The sequence below is a fragment of the Waltera acetigignens genome (assembly GCF_025567015.1).
Lineage (GTDB): Bacteria > Bacillota > Clostridia > Lachnospirales > Lachnospiraceae > Acetatifactor > Acetatifactor acetigignens.
The window spans coordinates 1-17,092 of the sequence record NZ_JAOQJO010000009.1 but is presented as its reverse complement, the minus strand read 5'-3'; the positions used below and the strand labels follow the sequence as shown (position 1 = coordinate 17,092).

General features: G+C 47.5%; 14 protein-coding genes. 11 read left to right on the top strand and 3 right to left on the bottom strand.

Annotated features, from left to right (window positions below):
• Nucleotides 1-137 precede the first annotated feature (137 nt).
• The 4 genes from rny to OCV96_RS09540 all read left to right on the top strand — a co-directional run bounded on the left by rny (nucleotide 138) and on the right by OCV96_RS09540 (nucleotide 4,517).
• On the top strand, nucleotides 138-1,658 hold the full coding sequence (gene rny, locus OCV96_RS09555; RefSeq protein WP_412124024.1) for a ribonuclease Y: 1,521 nt from the start codon (nucleotides 138-140) through the stop codon (nucleotides 1,656-1,658).
• A 216-nt stretch (nucleotides 1,659-1,874) separates the two neighbouring features.
• Nucleotides 1,875-3,161: an aspartate aminotransferase type Ic gene (locus OCV96_RS09550; RefSeq protein ID WP_022313230.1), complete on the top strand. Its 1,287-nt coding sequence runs from the start codon at nucleotides 1,875-1,877 to the stop codon at nucleotides 3,159-3,161.
• Nucleotides 3,162-3,194: 33 nt separating this feature from the next.
• Nucleotides 3,195-3,737: an NUDIX hydrolase gene (locus OCV96_RS09545; RefSeq protein WP_022313229.1), complete on the top strand. Its 543-nt coding sequence runs from the start codon at nucleotides 3,195-3,197 to the stop codon at nucleotides 3,735-3,737.
• Nucleotides 3,738-3,917: 180 nt separating this feature from the next.
• The gene (locus OCV96_RS09540; protein WP_022313228.1) at nucleotides 3,918-4,517 is read left to right on the top strand and encodes a stage II sporulation protein M; all 600 of its coding nucleotides are present in this window, start codon (nucleotides 3,918-3,920) and stop codon (nucleotides 4,515-4,517) included.
• Between the two features lie 44 nt (nucleotides 4,518-4,561).
• Here OCV96_RS09540 and OCV96_RS09535 read toward each other — a convergent pair whose 3' ends face one another.
• Entirely contained in the window at nucleotides 4,562-5,590 is a 1,029-nt protein-coding gene (locus OCV96_RS09535) for a 3-deoxy-7-phosphoheptulonate synthase (RefSeq protein ID WP_022313227.1), read from the bottom strand.
• A gap of 237 nt (nucleotides 5,591-5,827) precedes the next feature.
• Between OCV96_RS09535 and OCV96_RS09530 the strand changes: the two genes are divergently transcribed.
• Nucleotides 5,828-7,375 (top strand): Na+/H+ antiporter NhaC family protein, encoded by a 1,548-nt coding sequence (locus OCV96_RS09530; protein WP_022313226.1) that lies wholly within the window; start codon nucleotides 5,828-5,830, stop codon nucleotides 7,373-7,375.
• 44 nt (nucleotides 7,376-7,419) lie between these two features.
• Nucleotides 7,420-8,535, top strand: a complete 1,116-nt coding sequence (glf, locus tag OCV96_RS09525) for a UDP-galactopyranose mutase (protein WP_022313225.1) — start codon at nucleotides 7,420-7,422, stop codon at nucleotides 8,533-8,535.
• Nucleotides 8,536-8,634: 99 nt separating this feature from the next.
• Here glf and OCV96_RS09520 read toward each other — a convergent pair whose 3' ends face one another.
• Together OCV96_RS09520 and OCV96_RS09515 are read right to left on the bottom strand one after the other, a co-directional pair.
• The gene (locus OCV96_RS09520) at nucleotides 8,635-9,318 is read right to left on the bottom strand and encodes a phosphatase PAP2 family protein (RefSeq protein ID WP_022313224.1); all 684 of its coding nucleotides are present in this window, start codon (nucleotides 9,316-9,318) and stop codon (nucleotides 8,635-8,637) included.
• Nucleotides 9,319-9,448: 130 nt separating this feature from the next.
• Nucleotides 9,449-10,408 (bottom strand): diacylglycerol/lipid kinase family protein, encoded by a 960-nt coding sequence (locus OCV96_RS09515; protein WP_022313223.1) that lies wholly within the window; start codon nucleotides 10,406-10,408, stop codon nucleotides 9,449-9,451.
• A 264-nt stretch (nucleotides 10,409-10,672) separates the two neighbouring features.
• Here OCV96_RS09515 and glyA point away from each other — a divergent pair, with 264 nt between their 5' ends.
• The 5 genes from glyA (at nucleotide 10,673) to OCV96_RS09490 (ending at nucleotide 16,964) form a co-directional block, all read left to right on the top strand.
• Entirely contained in the window at nucleotides 10,673-11,911 is a 1,239-nt protein-coding gene (gene glyA / locus OCV96_RS09510) for a serine hydroxymethyltransferase (protein WP_022313222.1), read from the top strand.
• Between the two features lie 137 nt (nucleotides 11,912-12,048).
• Nucleotides 12,049-13,716 carry a sulfatase-like hydrolase/transferase gene (locus OCV96_RS09505; RefSeq protein ID WP_262594379.1) on the top strand — a complete coding sequence of 556 codons (1,668 nt, stop codon included), beginning with the start codon at nucleotides 12,049-12,051 and terminating at the stop codon, nucleotides 13,714-13,716.
• A gap of 145 nt (nucleotides 13,717-13,861) precedes the next feature.
• Nucleotides 13,862-14,305: an ACT domain-containing protein gene (locus tag OCV96_RS09500; protein WP_022313220.1), complete on the top strand. Its 444-nt coding sequence runs from the start codon at nucleotides 13,862-13,864 to the stop codon at nucleotides 14,303-14,305.
• A gap of 85 nt (nucleotides 14,306-14,390) precedes the next feature.
• On the top strand, nucleotides 14,391-15,602 hold the full coding sequence (locus OCV96_RS09495) for a homoserine dehydrogenase (RefSeq protein WP_118539258.1): 1,212 nt from the start codon (nucleotides 14,391-14,393) through the stop codon (nucleotides 15,600-15,602).
• Nucleotides 15,603-15,644: 42 nt separating this feature from the next.
• Complete coding sequence (locus OCV96_RS09490; RefSeq protein ID WP_117466294.1) at nucleotides 15,645-16,964, top strand: aspartate kinase; 1,320 nt, start codon at nucleotides 15,645-15,647, stop codon at nucleotides 16,962-16,964.
• Nucleotides 16,965-17,092 lie beyond the last annotated feature (128 nt).

Genomic DNA, 17,092 nt, shown 5'->3' with positions numbered 1-17,092 from the left:
TTGTTAGAATGTACATAAATTGCATTCTATTATGAACGATAATTTGTATTATCGGAGCAAAATGTACAATGAAAATTTCATAAGGAGGTGCTCCTGTAGTGGACACTAATATTGTAATAGTATTAGTGGCTTCTGTTATTGCCATTATAGCTGCAGTGCTGATCACAGCAAAGGTTACCACGAACCGTCTGAAGAAGAACGCGGAGGGAACCATCGGCAACGCAGAGGAGAAGGCAAGAGAGATTATTGATGAAGCTCTGAAGACTGCAGAGAACAAAAAGCGCGAATCACTCCTGGAAGTCAAGGAAGAGTCCATTCGTACCAAGAATGAACTGGACAAAGAAATCAAGGAACGCAGAGCGGAAGCCCAGCGGTATGAGCGCAGAGTTCAGCAGAAGGAAGAGAACATCGATAAGAAAGCAGATGCCATCGAGAAGCGCGAGGCAAGTTTAGCATCCAGAGAAGAATCCCTCAATCGCATGAAGGAAGAAGTCTCCAGACTGAATGAGCAGCGTGTGCAGGAACTGGAACGAATTTCAGGATTAACCTCTGAACAAGCAAAAGACTACTTATTGAAAATTGTTGAAGATGAAGTGAAACATGAATCGGCCGTGATGATCAAGGAAATGGAGAGTCGGGCCAAAGAAGAAGCAGACAAAAAGGCAAAGGAATATGTGGTTAACGCTATACAGAGATGTGCAGCAGACCATGTCTCTGAGACTACAATTTCCGTTGTACAGTTACCGAATGACGAAATGAAGGGACGTATCATCGGACGTGAGGGACGTAACATCCGTACCCTTGAGACCATGACAGGTGTAGACCTGATCATAGATGATACACCGGAAGCAGTAATCCTGTCCGGATTTGATCCGATTCGTCGTGAGGTAGCGAGAATTGCGCTGGAGAAGCTGATTGTGGACGGACGTATCCATCCGGCCAGAATCGAAGAGATGGTAGAGAAGGCGCAGAAGGAAGTCGAAGTAATGATCAAGGAAGAGGGAGAAGCCGCAACTCTGGAGGTTGGTGTACATGGCATTCATCCCGAACTGGTAAGATTACTCGGTAAGATGAAATTCCGTACCAGCTATGGTCAGAACGCATTAAAGCATTCCATCGAGGTTGCACAGTTGTCAGGTCTTCTGGCAGCGGAGCTGGGACTGGATGTGAGACTTGCCAAGAGAGCGGGACTGCTGCATGATATCGGTAAGGCAGTAGACCACGAAATGGAAGGTTCCCATATTCAGCTGGGTGCTGAACTGTGTCGGAAATATAAAGAGAACGCTACGGTTATCAATGCCGTGGAATCTCACCATGGCGATGTAGAGCCTACTTCCCTGATTGCATGTATTGTACAAGCTGCTGATACAATATCCGCTGCAAGACCGGGAGCTAGAAGGGAAACACTGGAAACCTATACTAGCAGATTAAGACAGTTAGAAGATATCACAAACAATTTCAAAGGTGTAGATAAATCTTTTGCTATTCAGGCAGGTCGTGAAGTTCGTGTTATGGTAGTGCCCGAGCAGATTTCAGATGCCGATATGGTATTGTTGGCAAGAGATATTTCCAAGCAGATCGAAGCTGAATTGGAATATCCCGGACAGATCAAGGTAAATGTGATCCGTGAGAGCCGCGTAATTGATTACGCCAAATAACTGACCAGTCAGAAATGACAATTTCATACGAAGTAAGAAAAGCTGTTGTGCTGTTAAAGCACAGCAGCTTTTTTGATAAAATTTTCGAAAAAAGGTATTGTACAAAGAACTTTCTTATAGTATGATATTCGAAGTGTATGATTGTATACGATTATCCAACGTCCACAGAAGAAAGCGTATTCCCTATGGGAAAAAACGAGAAAGGTATGGTACGAAATGAAAGCATATCAGGAATTATCCAAGGAAGAACTTTTAACATTGAAGGCAGAGCTGAACGCTGCATATGAAGATGCAAAAGGCAAAGGCCTGAAACTGGATATGTCCAGAGGAAAACCGGCAGTTAACCAGCTGGATATGACAATGGATTATCTCGATGTTGTAAATTCTCAGAGCGCTATGAAGGCTGAGGATGGAATGGATGTTCGAAATTATGGTGGCCTGGACGGTATTCCTGAGGCAAAGAAACTGATCGCTGACATTCTGGAAGTGAAGCCGGAGAATGTGATCGTCTGCGGTAATGCCAGCCTGACCATCATGTATGATACCGTATCCCGAGCTATGACCCATGGCATCTTAGGCAATACCCCCTGGTGTAAGCTGGATCATGTAAAGTTTCTGTGTCCCGTACCCGGTTATGACAGACATTTTGGAATCACAGAGCATTTCGGAATTGAAATGATCAATGTGCCCATGACACCCGAAGGACCGGATATGGACATGGTAGAGAAGCTGGTGTCTGAAGATCCTGCCATCAAGGGTATCTGGTGCGTACCCAAATACTCCAACCCTCAGGGCTATTCCTACTCCGATGAGACTGTAAGACGTTTCGCAGCATTGCAGCCTGCCGCACCGGATTTCCGTATTTTCTGGGATAATGCCTATGCCATCCATCATTTATATGATGACAGACAGGACCAGCTGTTAGAGATTCTTTCCGAGTGTGAGAAAGCAGGACATCCGGACATGGTATTCGAGTTCTGCTCCACCTCCAAGGTAACCTTCGCAGGAGCCGGCATTGCGGCTATTGCATCTTCCAAGGCAAACCTGGATGATATGCGCAAGTCCATGACAATCCAGACGATTGGTTATGATAAGATCAACCAGTTACGCCATGTACGTTATTTCAAGGATATCAATGGTGTACGTGAACATATGAAGAAGCACGCAGCGATCATGCGTCCCAAGTTCGAGGCTGTACTGCAAGTGCTGGAGAATGAGCTGGGAGGCTTAGGCATCGGTACCTGGACTAAGCCCAACGGTGGATATTTCATCTCCTTTGATGCCCTGGAAGGCTGTGCCAAGGCTATCGTGGCAAAGTGTAAGGAAGCAGGCGTGACTCTGACCGGAGCAGGCGCTACGTTCCCCTATAAGAAGGATCCCAAGGATTCCAATATCCGTATTGCACCTTCCTTCCCCACACCAGAGGAGATGGCAATGGCTACGGATCTGTTCGTGCTTTGTGTCAAGATGGTGAGCGTAGATAAATTACTGAAAAACAGGTAAGTATTCGATTTGGATGAGAAGGGATGATAAGTCATGGAAGAATTCAAGCGTATCAGCCGTGATCTGGTAGCAAAGGGTGCTATTATCGACTATTATCAGGATACCATGCAGATTCCCAACGGTAATATTGCAAAATGGGATCTGATCGACCATAAGGGTGCAGCTGCGGTGGTAGCCGTGAGAGAAGACGGTAAACTTCTGATGGTGCGTCAGTACCGCAATGCCCTGGAGCGTGAGACGTTAGAGATCCCGGCAGGCGGACTGAACGGGAGAGAAGAGCCCACGGATCAGGCAGCTATGCGGGAATTGCAGGAAGAGACCGGGTATCATACTGACCATGTGGAACTGTTGACCTCTATTTATACCACAGTGGCATTCTGCAATGAGAAGATCGATATTTATCTGGCCAGAGGACTGAAAGACAGAGGAAACCAGCATCTGGATGAAGATGAATTTATCAATGTAGAGGCTTATTCCGTAGAAGAATTAAAGCAGATGATCTACGACTGCAGGATCCAGGATGCCAAGACAATCTGCGGCATTTTAACTTACGCATCCAAATACCTGAGTGAGTAATTCCGTTACAGACAAAAGCAGTCACGACCGGCTGCTACATAATGATTTTAGGGAACCCCATCCAGACAGGCAGTACCTGTCCGGATGGGCTTTTTCTTTTCTGAAAGACGAATAAGAAAGCATGATTTTCCATGTTGTCCGCATATATTACTAACAACGCCTGACGGGAGACGAAAATATATGAAATGGAACAGATCCATGTTGCCTGCGGGAAAACTCCCGCTGCACTTTTTGTTTTTGACGGGATTTGTGGTGGGATTGTTTGCGGTGTATTTCGGACGGGGAATTCTGTTAAACCGTGCAGGAATGCTGGATGAGGACACGTTATATCGCATGAAATATATGACCGTGGACAGCAGTATCCTGTTCTGGTACGTGCTGTGCAAAAGATGTCGGAATTTTCTGGTGCTTATTATCATGGCAACGACTTATCTGGGATGGATTTTCTGCGGAGGAGTCACCGTAAAATACGGATTCTCTGTGGGCTTTTTTCTGAGTACGGCAGTGTTTAGGTATGGAATCAAGGGGATCCTTCTGGGGATCGTGAGCATCTTTCCCCATTATCTGTGTTACCTGCCGGCTATGATCCTGTTACTCAGATGGTGTGAAGATATGCACCGGAGTATTTATTTTTACCATCATACAACCGGGCAGGGAAAAAAATCCCTGCCCGGCAGATTGGGAAAACTGGCGCTCATATGGATTGCACTGGTCTTCGGATGTTTATTGGAATGTTTTGTGAATCCTGCGTTATTAAAAGGATTCCTGCAGTTTTTTTGAAACTGTTTTAACTATTCAGCGCCCCATTTGCAAAATCGTTCTTTTTATTCGTACTCAGCGATATCGTAGATCAGACGCTCACTGTCTTCCCAGCCCAGACAGGGATCGGTGATGGACTTGCCGTAGCAGCCGGCACCCACCTTCTGGTTGCCTTCCTCGATGTAGCTCTCGATCATGACGCCCTTGACCAGCTTGTGCAGATCGGGGCTGAGTTTACGGCTGTGCATGACTTCCTTGGTGATACGGATCTGCTCCTTGAACTGCTTGTTGGAGTTGGAGTGGTTCGCATCGATCACGCAGGCAGGATTCTTCAAATCCATTTTTTCATACATATCCCACAGACGGATCAGATCCTCGTAATGGTAGTTGGGGATATTGGCACCGTGCTTGTTGGTAGCACCGCGCAGTACGGTGTGTGCCAGATCGTTGCCGTGGGTATTCACCTCCCATCCGGTATAGATGAAGGAGTGGGGGTGCTGTGCCGCATATACGGAGTTCAGCATTACGGAGAAATCTCCGCTGGTAGGATTCTTCATACCGGCAGCTACATCGAAGCCGCTGACGGTCAGACGATGCTGCTGATCCTCTACGGAACGGGCACCGATGGCCACATAGGAGAGGATATCGGATACATAACCCCAGTTCTCCGGGTATAACATTTCATCTGCGGCAGTGAGACCGGTCTCTTTGATGGCGCGGATGTGCATTTTACGCATGGCCATCAGACCTGCCAGGAAATCCGGTTTCTTCTCGGGATCGGGCTGGCTGGTGATACCCTTGTAGCCTTCGCCGGTGGTGCGGGGCTTGTTGGTGTAGATTCTGGGCACCAGGATCAGCTTGTCCTTAACTTTCTCATTCACTCTGGCAAGACGATTGACGTAATCACATACGGAATCTTCGTTATCAGCGGAGCAGGGTCCGATAATCACCAGAAACTTATTGCTTTTGCCGGTGAGGACGTCACGGATTTCAGCATCTCTTTCTTCTTTGATCCTGGCTAATTCTGCCGGAAGGGGCAGTTCCTTGCGGATCTCCGCAGGAGTGGGCAGTTTTTTGATAAATTCGAAACTCATGGTATTCCATCGTGCGCAGGGCACGTCCTTTCTGCTAAATGTCATTGCTCATTATAGCCCAGATCGTGCGAGGATGCAAGAGAATTTAGCGATTTAAAGCGAAAAAGAGAAAAGGAACGGATAAATTGCTGTGCTAAAGCGTTAATTTGGAAAATTATATTGACAGGTATACGGGTTTGCCATAAAGTAAAAATGTATCTGAAATGTTACAAAAAAAGTACGAGAGAGGGCAAAATTATGTACGGAACAATTTGGGCATTGCTGCCGCCTGTGGTGGCAATCGTATTGGCACTGATCACAAAAGAAGTATATTCGTCACTGTTTATCGGCATTGTTACGGGAGCTTTGATTTATACCGGATTTTCTCCTATTGCAACGCTGGATACGGTGATCAACGAAGGATTTATCAATTCCGTGGCGGATGCATGGAATATCGGTATTTTCATGTTCCTGATCCTGTTGGGCACCATGGTGGCACTGATGAACAAGGCAGGAGGCTCTGCAGCCTTCGGCGAATGGGCGAAAAAGCATGTAAAGACCAGAGCGGGAGCGCTGCTTTCCACCTTTTTATTAGGTGTTCTGATTTTCGTGGATGACTATTTTAACTGTCTGACTGTAGGCTCTGTTATGATGCCGGTAACAGACGGACATAAGATTTCCCGAGCAAAGCTGGCATACATTATTGATGCCACCGCAGCACCCATCTGTATGATCGCACCGATCTCTTCCTGGGCGGCCGCAGTATCCGGTATGGTGGATGAAGGTGTTTATTCCGGTATTGAACTGTTCGTAAGAGCTATTCCTTATAACTATTATTCTCTGTTGACCATCGTATTCGTCATTGGTATGGCGCTGATGGGCTTCGACTACGGCCCCATGGTAAAGCATGAGCGCAATGCCAGAGAAAAGGGTGACTTGTTCACCGAGGGAGAGCGCGTGGTCAATGCAGACAATGCACCCAAAGGTTCCACCAGAGGCAAGGTCTACGATCTGTTGATCCCGGTGATCGTACTGATTGTCTGCTGTGTCATCGGCATGATCTATGTCGGCGGCTTCTTTGAAGGCGTGGGCTTTATCGATGCATTCAGCGCAACGGATGCTTCCGTGGGACTTCCCTGGGGATCTTTGATCGCATTATTATTTGCCATTGTATACTATATGTGCAGAAGACTGGTATCCTTCAAGGAGGCCATGAACTGTCTGACGCAGGGCTTCATTGCCATGGTACCTGCAATGCTGATCCTGACCTTTGCTGTTACTCTGAAGACCATGACCGGACTGTTAGGTGCGGATGTCTATGTGGCAGGCCTGATGCAGGGAGCATCAGCAGGGCTTACCAATATGCTTCCGGCCATCATTTTCCTTGTAGCATGTTTCTTAGCCTTTGCTTCCGGTACCAGCTGGGGAACCTTCGGTATTCTGATCCCTATCGTTACCGGCGTATTTACCGATCCCACGACCGGAGCTATTGTACCCGGAGCCGAGCATTTGATCATCATCGGCGTGGCTGCATGTCTGGCAGGTGCCGTTATGGGTGACCATTGCTCCCCCATCTCCGATACGACCATTATGGCTTCTGCGGGAGCACAGTGTAATCATATCAACCATGTATCCACCCAGGTGCCTTATGTGCTGACTGTGGCGGCAATCTCTTTTGTGACTTATATCATTGCCGGTTTTGTACAGAATGTGGTGATCTGTCTGGTGATCGGTATTCTGCTGACACTGGCTACTCTGGTGGTTCTGAAACGTGTCTTCGGAGAGAAGGCTGTCGTACGGAAATAACGTAAGCGCAGGAATGCGACTGTGAGAAAGGAAATATATAAATTATGAAATACGACTATCTGGTGGTCGGCTCCGGATTGTACGGAGCGGTGTTCGCAAAAGAAGCGGCTGACAGAGGGAAAAAGGTTCTGGTCATCGATAAACGCCCTAATGTGGCGGGAAACATTTATACGGAAACCGTGGAAGGAATTCATGTCCATAAATACGGTGCCCATATTTTTCACACCAATGATACAAAGGTGTGGAAATACATTACGCAATTTGCGGAGTTCAACCGTTTCACCAATTCTCCGGTGGCCAATTATCACGGAGAGTTGTACTCACTGCCTTTTAACATGTACACTTTTAATAAAATGTGGGGCGTGGTGACTCCCGAAGAAGCTGCGGCCAAGATTGAAGAGCAGCGGCAAACTGCCGGGATCACGGAACCGAAAAATCTGGAGGAACAGGCCATCTCTCTGGTGGGTAAGGATATTTTTGAAAAACTGGTAAAGGGCTACACCGAGAAGCAGTGGGGACGTGACTGTAAAGATCTTCCGGCCTTCATTATCAAACGTCTGCCGGTGCGTCTGACTTTTGACAACAACTATTTCAATGCGTTGTATCAGGGCATTCCCATTGGCGGTTACACGAAGCTGGTGGAACATCTGTTAGAGGGCATTGAGGTACGCCTGAACACAGATTATCTGGAGCAGAAAGAGGAACTGGATAAACTGGCAGAGACTGTTGTCTATACCGGCCCCATCGATGCCTATTTCGGCTACTCTCTGGGAGCACTGGAATATCGTTCCGTCAGGTTCGAGACAGAGGTGCTGGATGTTCCCAACTTCCAGGGAAATGCTGCGGTGAATTACACGGATCGCGAGACTCCCTGGACCCGGATCATCGAGCACAAATGGTTCGAGTTTGGCAAGGACGAACAGGGACAGGATCTCCCGAAGACGGTCATCAGCAGAGAGTACAGTTCCGAATGGAAGCCGGGAGATGAGCCTTATTATCCAGTCAATGATGAAAAGAACGGCGCTTTATATGCAGAGTATAAAAGGCTGGCAGATACGGAAAAGAACGTGATCTTCGGCGGAAGACTGGCGGAATACCGCTACTATGATATGGATGCGGTCATTGCCTCGGCATTGAGGAAGAGCGAAGAAGTATTGTAATGTAACAGATCATAAATGAGGGCAAAAGAAATGCAGTGGCGTGGGTAACGTCACTGCATTTTTATAGCTGCGCCGTCGGCGCATGTTTTGAAACAACCTTTAGCCGATCTGCGGTTTTGCTTTTCTCTTATTGCGGAACTCTCTGACAGCGATCAGCAGATCATAACGATATACCAACGTGTACATCACAGCCGCCATGACGAAAGCAGTAAGCACATCAAATACGGAATGCTGTTTGATGAACATGGTTGCCATAATAATGGAGACAGCCAGGATCAGGGAACCGATGCGGATGCCTTTTTTCTTCTCAAAGCATTTGCTGCGGATAATGGCAAAGTGTGCACCCAGAGAATTATATACATGAATGCTGGGCCACAGGTTGGTAGGAGTGTCTGTCCGATACAGAGCGGCTACCATACGGGTGAAGATATTGTCTCTCGGCATAACAGCGGGACGAAGGTGCTGTCCGTTGGGCCACAGGGTGGATACGATCAGGAAAATCGTCATGCCCGTGAAGAGGAAGATACAGGTGCGGTAATAATCCTCTTTGTTCTTGAAAAAGAAATAAATGACCACAGCCGATACATAGGCAAACCACAAAAAGTAAGGGATGACGAACACTTCACAAAAAGGAATATAATCATCCGCCGCCATATGTATGATCCGGTAATGTCCGGTAGTATTTTTCTCCAGCCAGGCGAACCAGGCCATGTAAATAATGCCATATATAATAAGAGGAATGGCATGTTTATATTTCAAATAGAAGATCCGTAATTTTTCCATAAAAACCTCATTTCTCTAAAAACCTATGTTCTAAAATCAATTTTAGTATAGCTATCGGAACAAAAAAATCAAGGCTTTTTTGGAATACTTAAGCATTCTTAAGAAAATCTTTAGAGTGTGTTAAATCTGTTTAAGGTGTGATCATCCGGATGGCACCGGGGAGACATTCCACCCGGAAACCGCGGCTCTTTCTTGTCACTTCTCCGTCTGTATGCACCCACAGAGGAGCGGAAGCTGTTATGGACATCTGTGTGGCGGTATGGGCATTGATGCCTTTGACAAAATAATGTTTGCCGAAAAAGGCAGTGGGCAGGGCCAGCAGAACCAATCCCTTGGAAATATTGCCTACGGAACAGAGATCCAATACCCCGTCATGATCGACAGCGGGAGGGCAGAACATGAAACCGCCGCCCTCGTAACGGTGACTCATACAGGTCACGAACAGAAAACGGGGGAGTTCTACGGATTCCTTTTTGTCATGTACCTTGTCCTCCAGTGTCAGCGTGCAGGAGACCTTGCGGGCAGTGATCAGCTGTTTTAAGGCGATACCCAGATAGGTCAGCTTTCCTAAGCCGATCCGGTTCATGGTATCCTTGATCCGGGAACTCATGGCTTCCGCACAGACGGCGGCATCAAAGCCGATCCCGCAGCTGACGGCAAAAAGCCTGGATTCTTCCGGCTGGTCTTCGTCCAGATAGGTCAGTCTCCCCAGATCCATGGCTCTGGGAGTATTATTATGAAGGATCAGATTGAGAGCAGCCTTTGGATCCTTGGAAATTCCCAGATCTCGGGCCAGATCATTGCTGGAGCCGGTGGGAATGTAGCCGAGGATGACTTTGGAAGGATCTGCAATGCCCTGAAGGGTCTCGTTTATCGTGCCGTCACCCCCCAGAACGATGAGCGTTAAGTCAGGCTCTGCAGCATGCTCTGCGGTGATCTGTGCGGCCAGCTGTCGGACTTCTCCGGCTTTCCCGGAAAAATAGGTCTGATATTCGGTATTGCCTGCTTTCAGAGCCGGCTCCACCTGTTCGGCCCAGATCTTTGCCCCTCTTCCGGAGCGGGAGGCGGGATTGATAATAATATGATACATGAGAATTCCCCATCTTTCGTAAAGTTGTAACTATTCAGAACCGGGAAAAATTGCATAAATTCGCGAATCCTGCTTGCATGAATGAGCATAATTTTGAAAATTTTTATGGCGAATGAGGCTCTGAATAGTTATGTTAAAGTTTATTCTAACACACCAGGGGGCTTCTGCCAACATTGTTCATTTTCTATCTTTGCAAATAAAAGGTTCTATGCTATACTAAACCATAAGTTTAGCGAATTAACGTAACATAAGGAGGAATGAGGCATGTATTCATTGGATGAAGTAAAAAAAGTAGATCCCGAAGTGGCACAGGCCATTATTGACGAGGAGAATCGTCAGAACAGTCACATCGAGCTGATCGCATCTGAAAACTGGGTAAGTAAGGCTGTTATGGCAGCTATGGGAAGTCCACTGACCAATAAATATGCGGAAGGATATCCCGGCAAGAGATATTACGGTGGTTGTGAGTGCGTGGATGTCATCGAGAATCTGGCGATCGAACGTGCCAAGAAGCTGTTTGGATGTGATTATGCCAATGTACAGCCCCATTCCGGAGCACAGGCAAATATGGCAGTGCAGTTCGCTGTGCTGAAGCCCGGCGATACCATTATGGGTATGAATCTGGATCACGGCGGACATCTGACCCATGGTTCACCCGTCAATATGTCCGGTAAATATTTCCATGTAGTACCTTACGGCGTGGATGACAACGGTTTCCTGGATTATGACAGAATGAGGGAGCTGGCCCTGGAATGCAGACCCAAGATGATCATTGCAGGTGCTTCTGCATATGCACGTACCATTGATTTCAAAAAGTTCCGTGAAGTAGCGGATGAAGTCGGTGCGGTACTGATGGTAGATATGGCACATATCGCAGGCCTTGTGGCAGCAGGCCTTCATCCCAGTCCCATTCCCTATGCGGATGTAGTGACCACCACCACCCACAAGACACTGCGCGGACCCAGAGGCGGTATGATCCTCTGCAACAAGGAAGCCAACGAGAAATTCAATTTTAATAAAGCTATTTTCCCCGGCATTCAGGGCGGCCCGCTGATGCATGTCATCGCAGCCAAGGCTGTCTGCTTCGAGGAAGCATTAAGCGACGACTTTAAGGTATATCAGAAGAACATTGTGGACAACGCACAGGCATTGTGCAAGGGCCTGATGAGCCGTGACATTAAGATTGTCTCCGGCGGTACCGACAATCATCTGATGCTGGTAGACCTGACCCCTTACGGTCTGACCGGTAAGGCAGTGGAGAAGCTGTTGGATGCAGCTCACATCACCGCCAACAAGAACACCATCCCCAACGATCCCCAGTCTCCGTTCGTGACCAGTGGTATCCGCCTGGGAACCCCTGCGGTAACTTCCAGAGGTCTGAACACCGAGGATATGGATCAGGTGGCAGAGGCCATTGCCATGGTCATCAAGGGCGGCGAGGAACAGGTTCCCGCAGCCAGAGCCATCATTCAGAAATTAACAGACAAATATCCTCTGATCTAGGCAGAAGCTGTTTGCAAAGGTCAGCCCGTACATGTAAATGTGCAGGCTGGCCTTTATTTATGTTGGAGTTGAGTTTATACAGTCGTCGTGTTAAAATGTTGGACGGAATACAAAAGAACAGCAGATAGAGGGAACAGATGAAAAAAGAGAAATGGAAAACCTTTGTGACGGACAGGTGGAAGGTGGCAGCGCCGGGACTGCTGGCAGCTTTTGCTGTCTGTTTTATTTTTTTTATTTATGCACCGTTGGAATTGTATGTTACGAACCAGACAGAATTCTGGTTTGATTTTTATAAGATATTAAAAGCGGTTCTGCAGAATTTTGCACTTTTTTTTGGACTGAATGTGTTGGGAATCCTTTTGGCAGCCTGTATCTCCAAAGTTTTTTGCCGGTTCGTTACGGCAGCGGAACTGGTGGTTTTGCTTACTTTATATGTGCAGGGCAATTTTCTGGTGAATCATATGCCGCCTTTCGACGGCACGGAAATCGTATGGGAGGACTACCGGGGAGAAAATATAAAGACAGCGATAGTGTGTATTCTCATAGCGGCAGCGGTCGTGACCGTGGCAAAGCTGCTTGGTGCAAAGAGATTTCAGGGAATCTGTATGGCTGTGAGTGCGGGACTTTCGGGAATCCTCATGATAACGCTTGTGACGATGACTGTGACCACAGGGGCTTACCGGGAGAGAACCACTTATTATGCACTGGAGAACGGACAGTACCGTCTGTCACAGGATCAGAATTTCCTGGTATTGCTGTTGGATGCGGTGGATGCGAAGACTTTTGAAGAAGTGATGGATTCGGATCCGGCCTATACAGAGACATTTGCTGATTTTACTTATTATCCGGATATGGTGGGAGCATATCCCTGGACGGCGTTTTCTGTTCCGTATATCTTATCGGGCAAATGGTATGAAGGAGAAGAATATTATCTGGATTACGCGGCGGCAGCTGTGGATGAATCAGGATTGTTCCGGGAACTGTCTGAGAGGGATTATGACATCGCATTGTATGAGTCTGATCCGTGGGTGACTTCGTATACCTATCAGTTTTCCAATATGGTGGAACTGCAGCATGAGGCGTATGTCTGGAAGTATTTCAGGCGGGCAATCTGCAAGCTGGGCGGCATCCGCTACGCACCGTTTTTCCTAAAGGAATACTGTTATCGGGCCATTGTACAGACGCAGGGGCAGCACAATGCCTTTGTGGACGAGAGCAATCCTCTGTATACCTGGGATCTCAAAGAATTTGCCACACATATGCAGGAAGAAGAGGTGACGTATCAGGAGGGAAAGTGTTTCCGGTATTATCATTTGCAGGGAGGGCATGTTCCTTTCCTGTATGATGCGGATCTGAATACGGTAGGAGATTCTTCGTATACGGAGACGCTGGAGGCCAATATCAGGGTGATCGGTCAGTTTCTTGATAAGCTGAAACAGTCAGACCTGTATGACAATTCGGTTATTATCGTTATGGCAGATCATGGCTTTGATCCTCAGAATGAGGTCTCGGCATATGACAGACAGAATCCTCTGTTCCTGGTAAAAGGTGTGGGAGAGAGCCATCCGTTACAGACATCGCTTGTTCCTGCAGCTTACGAGGATCTTCAGGATGCATATGTGAGACTGATGGACGGAGCGGCGGGAGATGCGATTTTCCCATATCAGGAGGGAGAAAAAAGAGAACGCCGGTACATTTTTTATGAGAATACAGAACACGTCATGTATGAATGGTTACAGACGGGACCGGCATGGGATTTTAACGCATATCGGGAGACGGGGAACAAATATCCCCGCAAGAATTAGAGACAACCCCTGTTTTGAACTTTTTGGAATTTACAGCAAAAGGTTAAAAATGGGGGTTGTCTTTCATGCTTTACTGTGCTAGAATATCCCTCGGTGAAAAACAAGTGTCCGCACTACAGATACGAACTGGAAGAAAGGATAACATATGGGAGAAACGACCAAGTATTTTGTGGTGAAGCAGAAGGCGATCCCCGAAGTACTGTTAAAGGTAGTGGAAGCAAAGCGGCTTCTGGAGTCAGAGAAGGTTCTGACCATACAGGAAGCGGTTGATGCGGTAGGTATCAGCCGCAGTTCTTTTTATAAGTACAAAGATGATATTTTTCCCTTTCATGACAATTCCCAGGGAACGACCATCACTCTTACCTTTCAGATGGATGATGAACCGGGGATATTGTCGGATGTGCTGAAGATCATCGCAGAGTACCGGGCCAATATCCTGACGATCCATCAGAGTATTCCCATCAACGGAATCGCTTCTCTGACATTGAGTATTCAGGTATTGCAGACCACGGGGGACATTTCCCGGATGATCGAGCAGCTGGAGGGACAGCCCAGTGTACATCATGTAAAAATACTGGCAAAAGAATAAAATTTTTCACACGCAAATTTGTGCCTGCGCAAGGTACTAAAGTACCTGAAAGTTTGCAGGCTATGAGAAAGGCAAGGGTTATGATATGATCAACGTTGCAGTATTAGGCTACGGCACCGTGGGCAGCGGTGTGGTGGAAGTTATCGAGAAAAACAAGGACATGGTGAACAAGAAGTCCGCACAGGAACTGAAGGTAAAATACATCCTGGATCTGAGAGATTTCCCCGGAGATCCTTACGAGGACAAAGTCATTCATGATTTCAATACGATCTTACATGATGACAGTGTGACCATTGTCTGTGAGACCATGGGCGGTGTCGGAGCCGCTTATCAGTTCACGAAGCAGGCTCTGGAACGGGGCAAGAGCGTCTGCACCTCCAACAAGGAGCTGGTAGCCAAGCACGGTCCCGAACTGCTGCAGATCGCCAGAGAACATAATTGCAACTATCTGTTCGAAGCCAGTGTGGGCGGCGGTATTCCCATTATCCGTCCGTTGAATTATTCCCTGACAGCAGAGAAGATCGAGGCTATCAACGGTATCTTAAACGGTACTACGAATTATATCTTAAGTAAAATGGAAAAAGAGGGTGCGGACTTTGCTGCGGTTCTGAAGGAAGCGCAGGACAAAGGCTATGCGGAGCGCAATCCGGAAGCGGATGTGGAAGGTTATGATGCCTGCCGTAAGATTGCAATTCTGTCTTCCCTGATGTTCAGTAAAAATGTGGATTCCGAGAAGGTTCCCACCGAAGGTATCACTAAGATCACAGCAGCGGATTTCGAATATGCCAATGCCACAGATCATACCATCAAGCTATTGGGCAGAAGCAGGGCCATTGATGATAATACCGCAGAGGTTATGGTAGCACCGTTTTTACTTTCCAAAGAACATCCGCTTGCCATGGTACATGGTGTATTCAATGCTGTATTTGTCACCGGCAACATGCTGGGAGATTCCATGTATTACGGACGGGGCGCAGGTAAGCTTCCCACCGCCAGCGCGGTAGTATCGGATGTCATCGACTGTGCAAGACATCAGGGCAAGGTAATCATGTGCTTCTGGGACAAAGAGGAAGTAAAGCTGGCAGACATCGGCGAGGCCGAGAGAAGTTTCTTCATCCGGGCAAAGGCCGGAGCGGAAGATGCGGTTACAGCAGCGTTCCCCGGAGGCCGGGTGGTACATCTTAAGGACCGGAAGGAAGACTTCGGATACTTCACACAGAGTATGAAGGAAAAAGATTTTCAGGCAAAATACGAGGCACTGGGCGAGCACATGCTCGGCAGGATCCGTCTGGTATAAAAAGGATATACTATTATTAGATAGAGTTGAGGAGAAAATGTTATGTCAAAAGTAGTGAAATTCGGTGGAAGTTCTCTGGCGAGCGCAGAGCAGTTCAAAAAAGTAGGAAACATCATCCGGGCAGATAAGGAGAGAAAATATGTGGTACCTTCCGCACCGGGGAAAAGATTTTCCGATGACACCAAGGTAACGGATATGTTGTATGCCTGCTATGATCTGGCAGATCAGGGCAAGAGCTTCAAGGCAGAGCTGGATGCTATCAAAGCCCGTTATCAGGAGATCATCGACGGACTGCAGCTGGATCTGGATCTTGTCGATGAGTTCAAGACTATTGAGAAGAATTTTAAGGCAAAGGCCGGCAGCAATTACGCGGCTTCCCGTGGTGAATATCTGAACGGTATTATCATGGCAAATTATCTGGGCTATGATTTCATTGATGCGGCAACCGTCATCTTCTTCGATGAGAACGGCGAATTTGACGCAGCAAAGACCAATGAAGTACTGCGTGCCAGACTGGCAGAGAGCAAGGAAGCAGTTGTACCCGGCTTCTACGGTGCCATGCCCGACGGAACGGTGAAGACTTTCTCCAGAGGCGGTTCCGACATCACCGGTTCCATCGTGGCCAAGGCTGCCAAAGCGGATGTCTATGAGAACTGGACCGATGTATCCGGTTTCCTGATTGCGGATCCCCGCATCATTGATCATCCCGAGGCTATTGAGACTATCACCTATCGTGAACTTCGCGAGCTGGCCTATATGGGTGCTACCGTTCTTCATGAGGATGCCATTTTCCCGGTACGTCAGGAAGGTATCCCTATCAATATCCGCAATACAAACGCTCCCGAGGACAATGGTACCTGGATCGTGGGAAGCACCTGTCAGAAGTCCAAATACGTGATCACCGGTATCGCCGGCAAGAAGGGCTTCTGCTCCGTCAATATTGAAAAAGATATGATGAACTCCGAGATCGGTTTCGGCAGAAAGGTATTGCAGGCATTTGAAGAAAATGGTATTTCTTTCGAGCATGTTCCCTCCGGCATTGATACCATGACGGTATTCGTACATCAGGATGAGTTCATGCACAAGGAACAGAAGGTAGTGGCAGGCATCCATAGACTGGCCAATCCCGACGCCATTGACATCGAATCCGACCTGGCATTGATCGCTGTCGTAGGCCGTGGCATGAAGTCCACCCGCGGCACTGCAGGCAGAATCTTCTCCGCACTGGCACACAAAAATATCAATGTCAAGATGATCGACCAGGGATCTTCCGAGCTGAACATCATCATCGGTGTGGCAAATGAAGATTTTGAGACTGCAATTCAGGCAATCTATGATATCTTTGTGATCACAAGATTATAAGTTTATCAGATATAAAAAGACAGGTCAGTTCGACCTGTCTCAGACTGTAGACAAAGCTCCTTCCTGTGAGGGAGCTTTTCTTGTGTCATGACTGCAAAAATTATGTACTTACAAGCATATAAGAAGTA

Coding starts and splice junctions, on each gene's coding strand:
- OCV96_RS09550 (WP_022313230.1), top strand. CDS start 1,875: ATGAAAGCATATCAGGAATTATCCAAGGAAGAACTTTTAACATTGAAG.
- OCV96_RS09545 (WP_022313229.1), top strand. CDS start 3,195: ATGGAAGAATTCAAGCGTATCAGCCGTGATCTGGTAGCAAAGGGTGCT.
- OCV96_RS09540 (WP_022313228.1), top strand. CDS start 3,918: ATGAAATGGAACAGATCCATGTTGCCTGCGGGAAAACTCCCGCTGCAC.
- OCV96_RS09535 (WP_022313227.1), bottom strand. CDS start 5,590: ATGAGTTTCGAATTTATCAAAAAACTGCCCACTCCTGCGGAGATCCGC.
- OCV96_RS09530 (WP_022313226.1), top strand. CDS start 5,828: ATGTACGGAACAATTTGGGCATTGCTGCCGCCTGTGGTGGCAATCGTA.
- glf (WP_022313225.1), top strand. CDS start 7,420: ATGAAATACGACTATCTGGTGGTCGGCTCCGGATTGTACGGAGCGGTG.
- OCV96_RS09520 (WP_022313224.1), bottom strand. CDS start 9,318: ATGGAAAAATTACGGATCTTCTATTTGAAATATAAACATGCCATTCCT.
- OCV96_RS09515 (WP_022313223.1), bottom strand. CDS start 10,408: ATGTATCATATTATTATCAATCCCGCCTCCCGCTCCGGAAGAGGGGCA.
- glyA (WP_022313222.1), top strand. CDS start 10,673: ATGTATTCATTGGATGAAGTAAAAAAAGTAGATCCCGAAGTGGCACAG.
- OCV96_RS09505 (WP_262594379.1), top strand. CDS start 12,049: ATGAAAAAAGAGAAATGGAAAACCTTTGTGACGGACAGGTGGAAGGTG.
- OCV96_RS09500 (WP_022313220.1), top strand. CDS start 13,862: ATGGGAGAAACGACCAAGTATTTTGTGGTGAAGCAGAAGGCGATCCCC.
- OCV96_RS09495 (WP_118539258.1), top strand. CDS start 14,391: ATGATCAACGTTGCAGTATTAGGCTACGGCACCGTGGGCAGCGGTGTG.
- OCV96_RS09490 (WP_117466294.1), top strand. CDS start 15,645: ATGTCAAAAGTAGTGAAATTCGGTGGAAGTTCTCTGGCGAGCGCAGAG.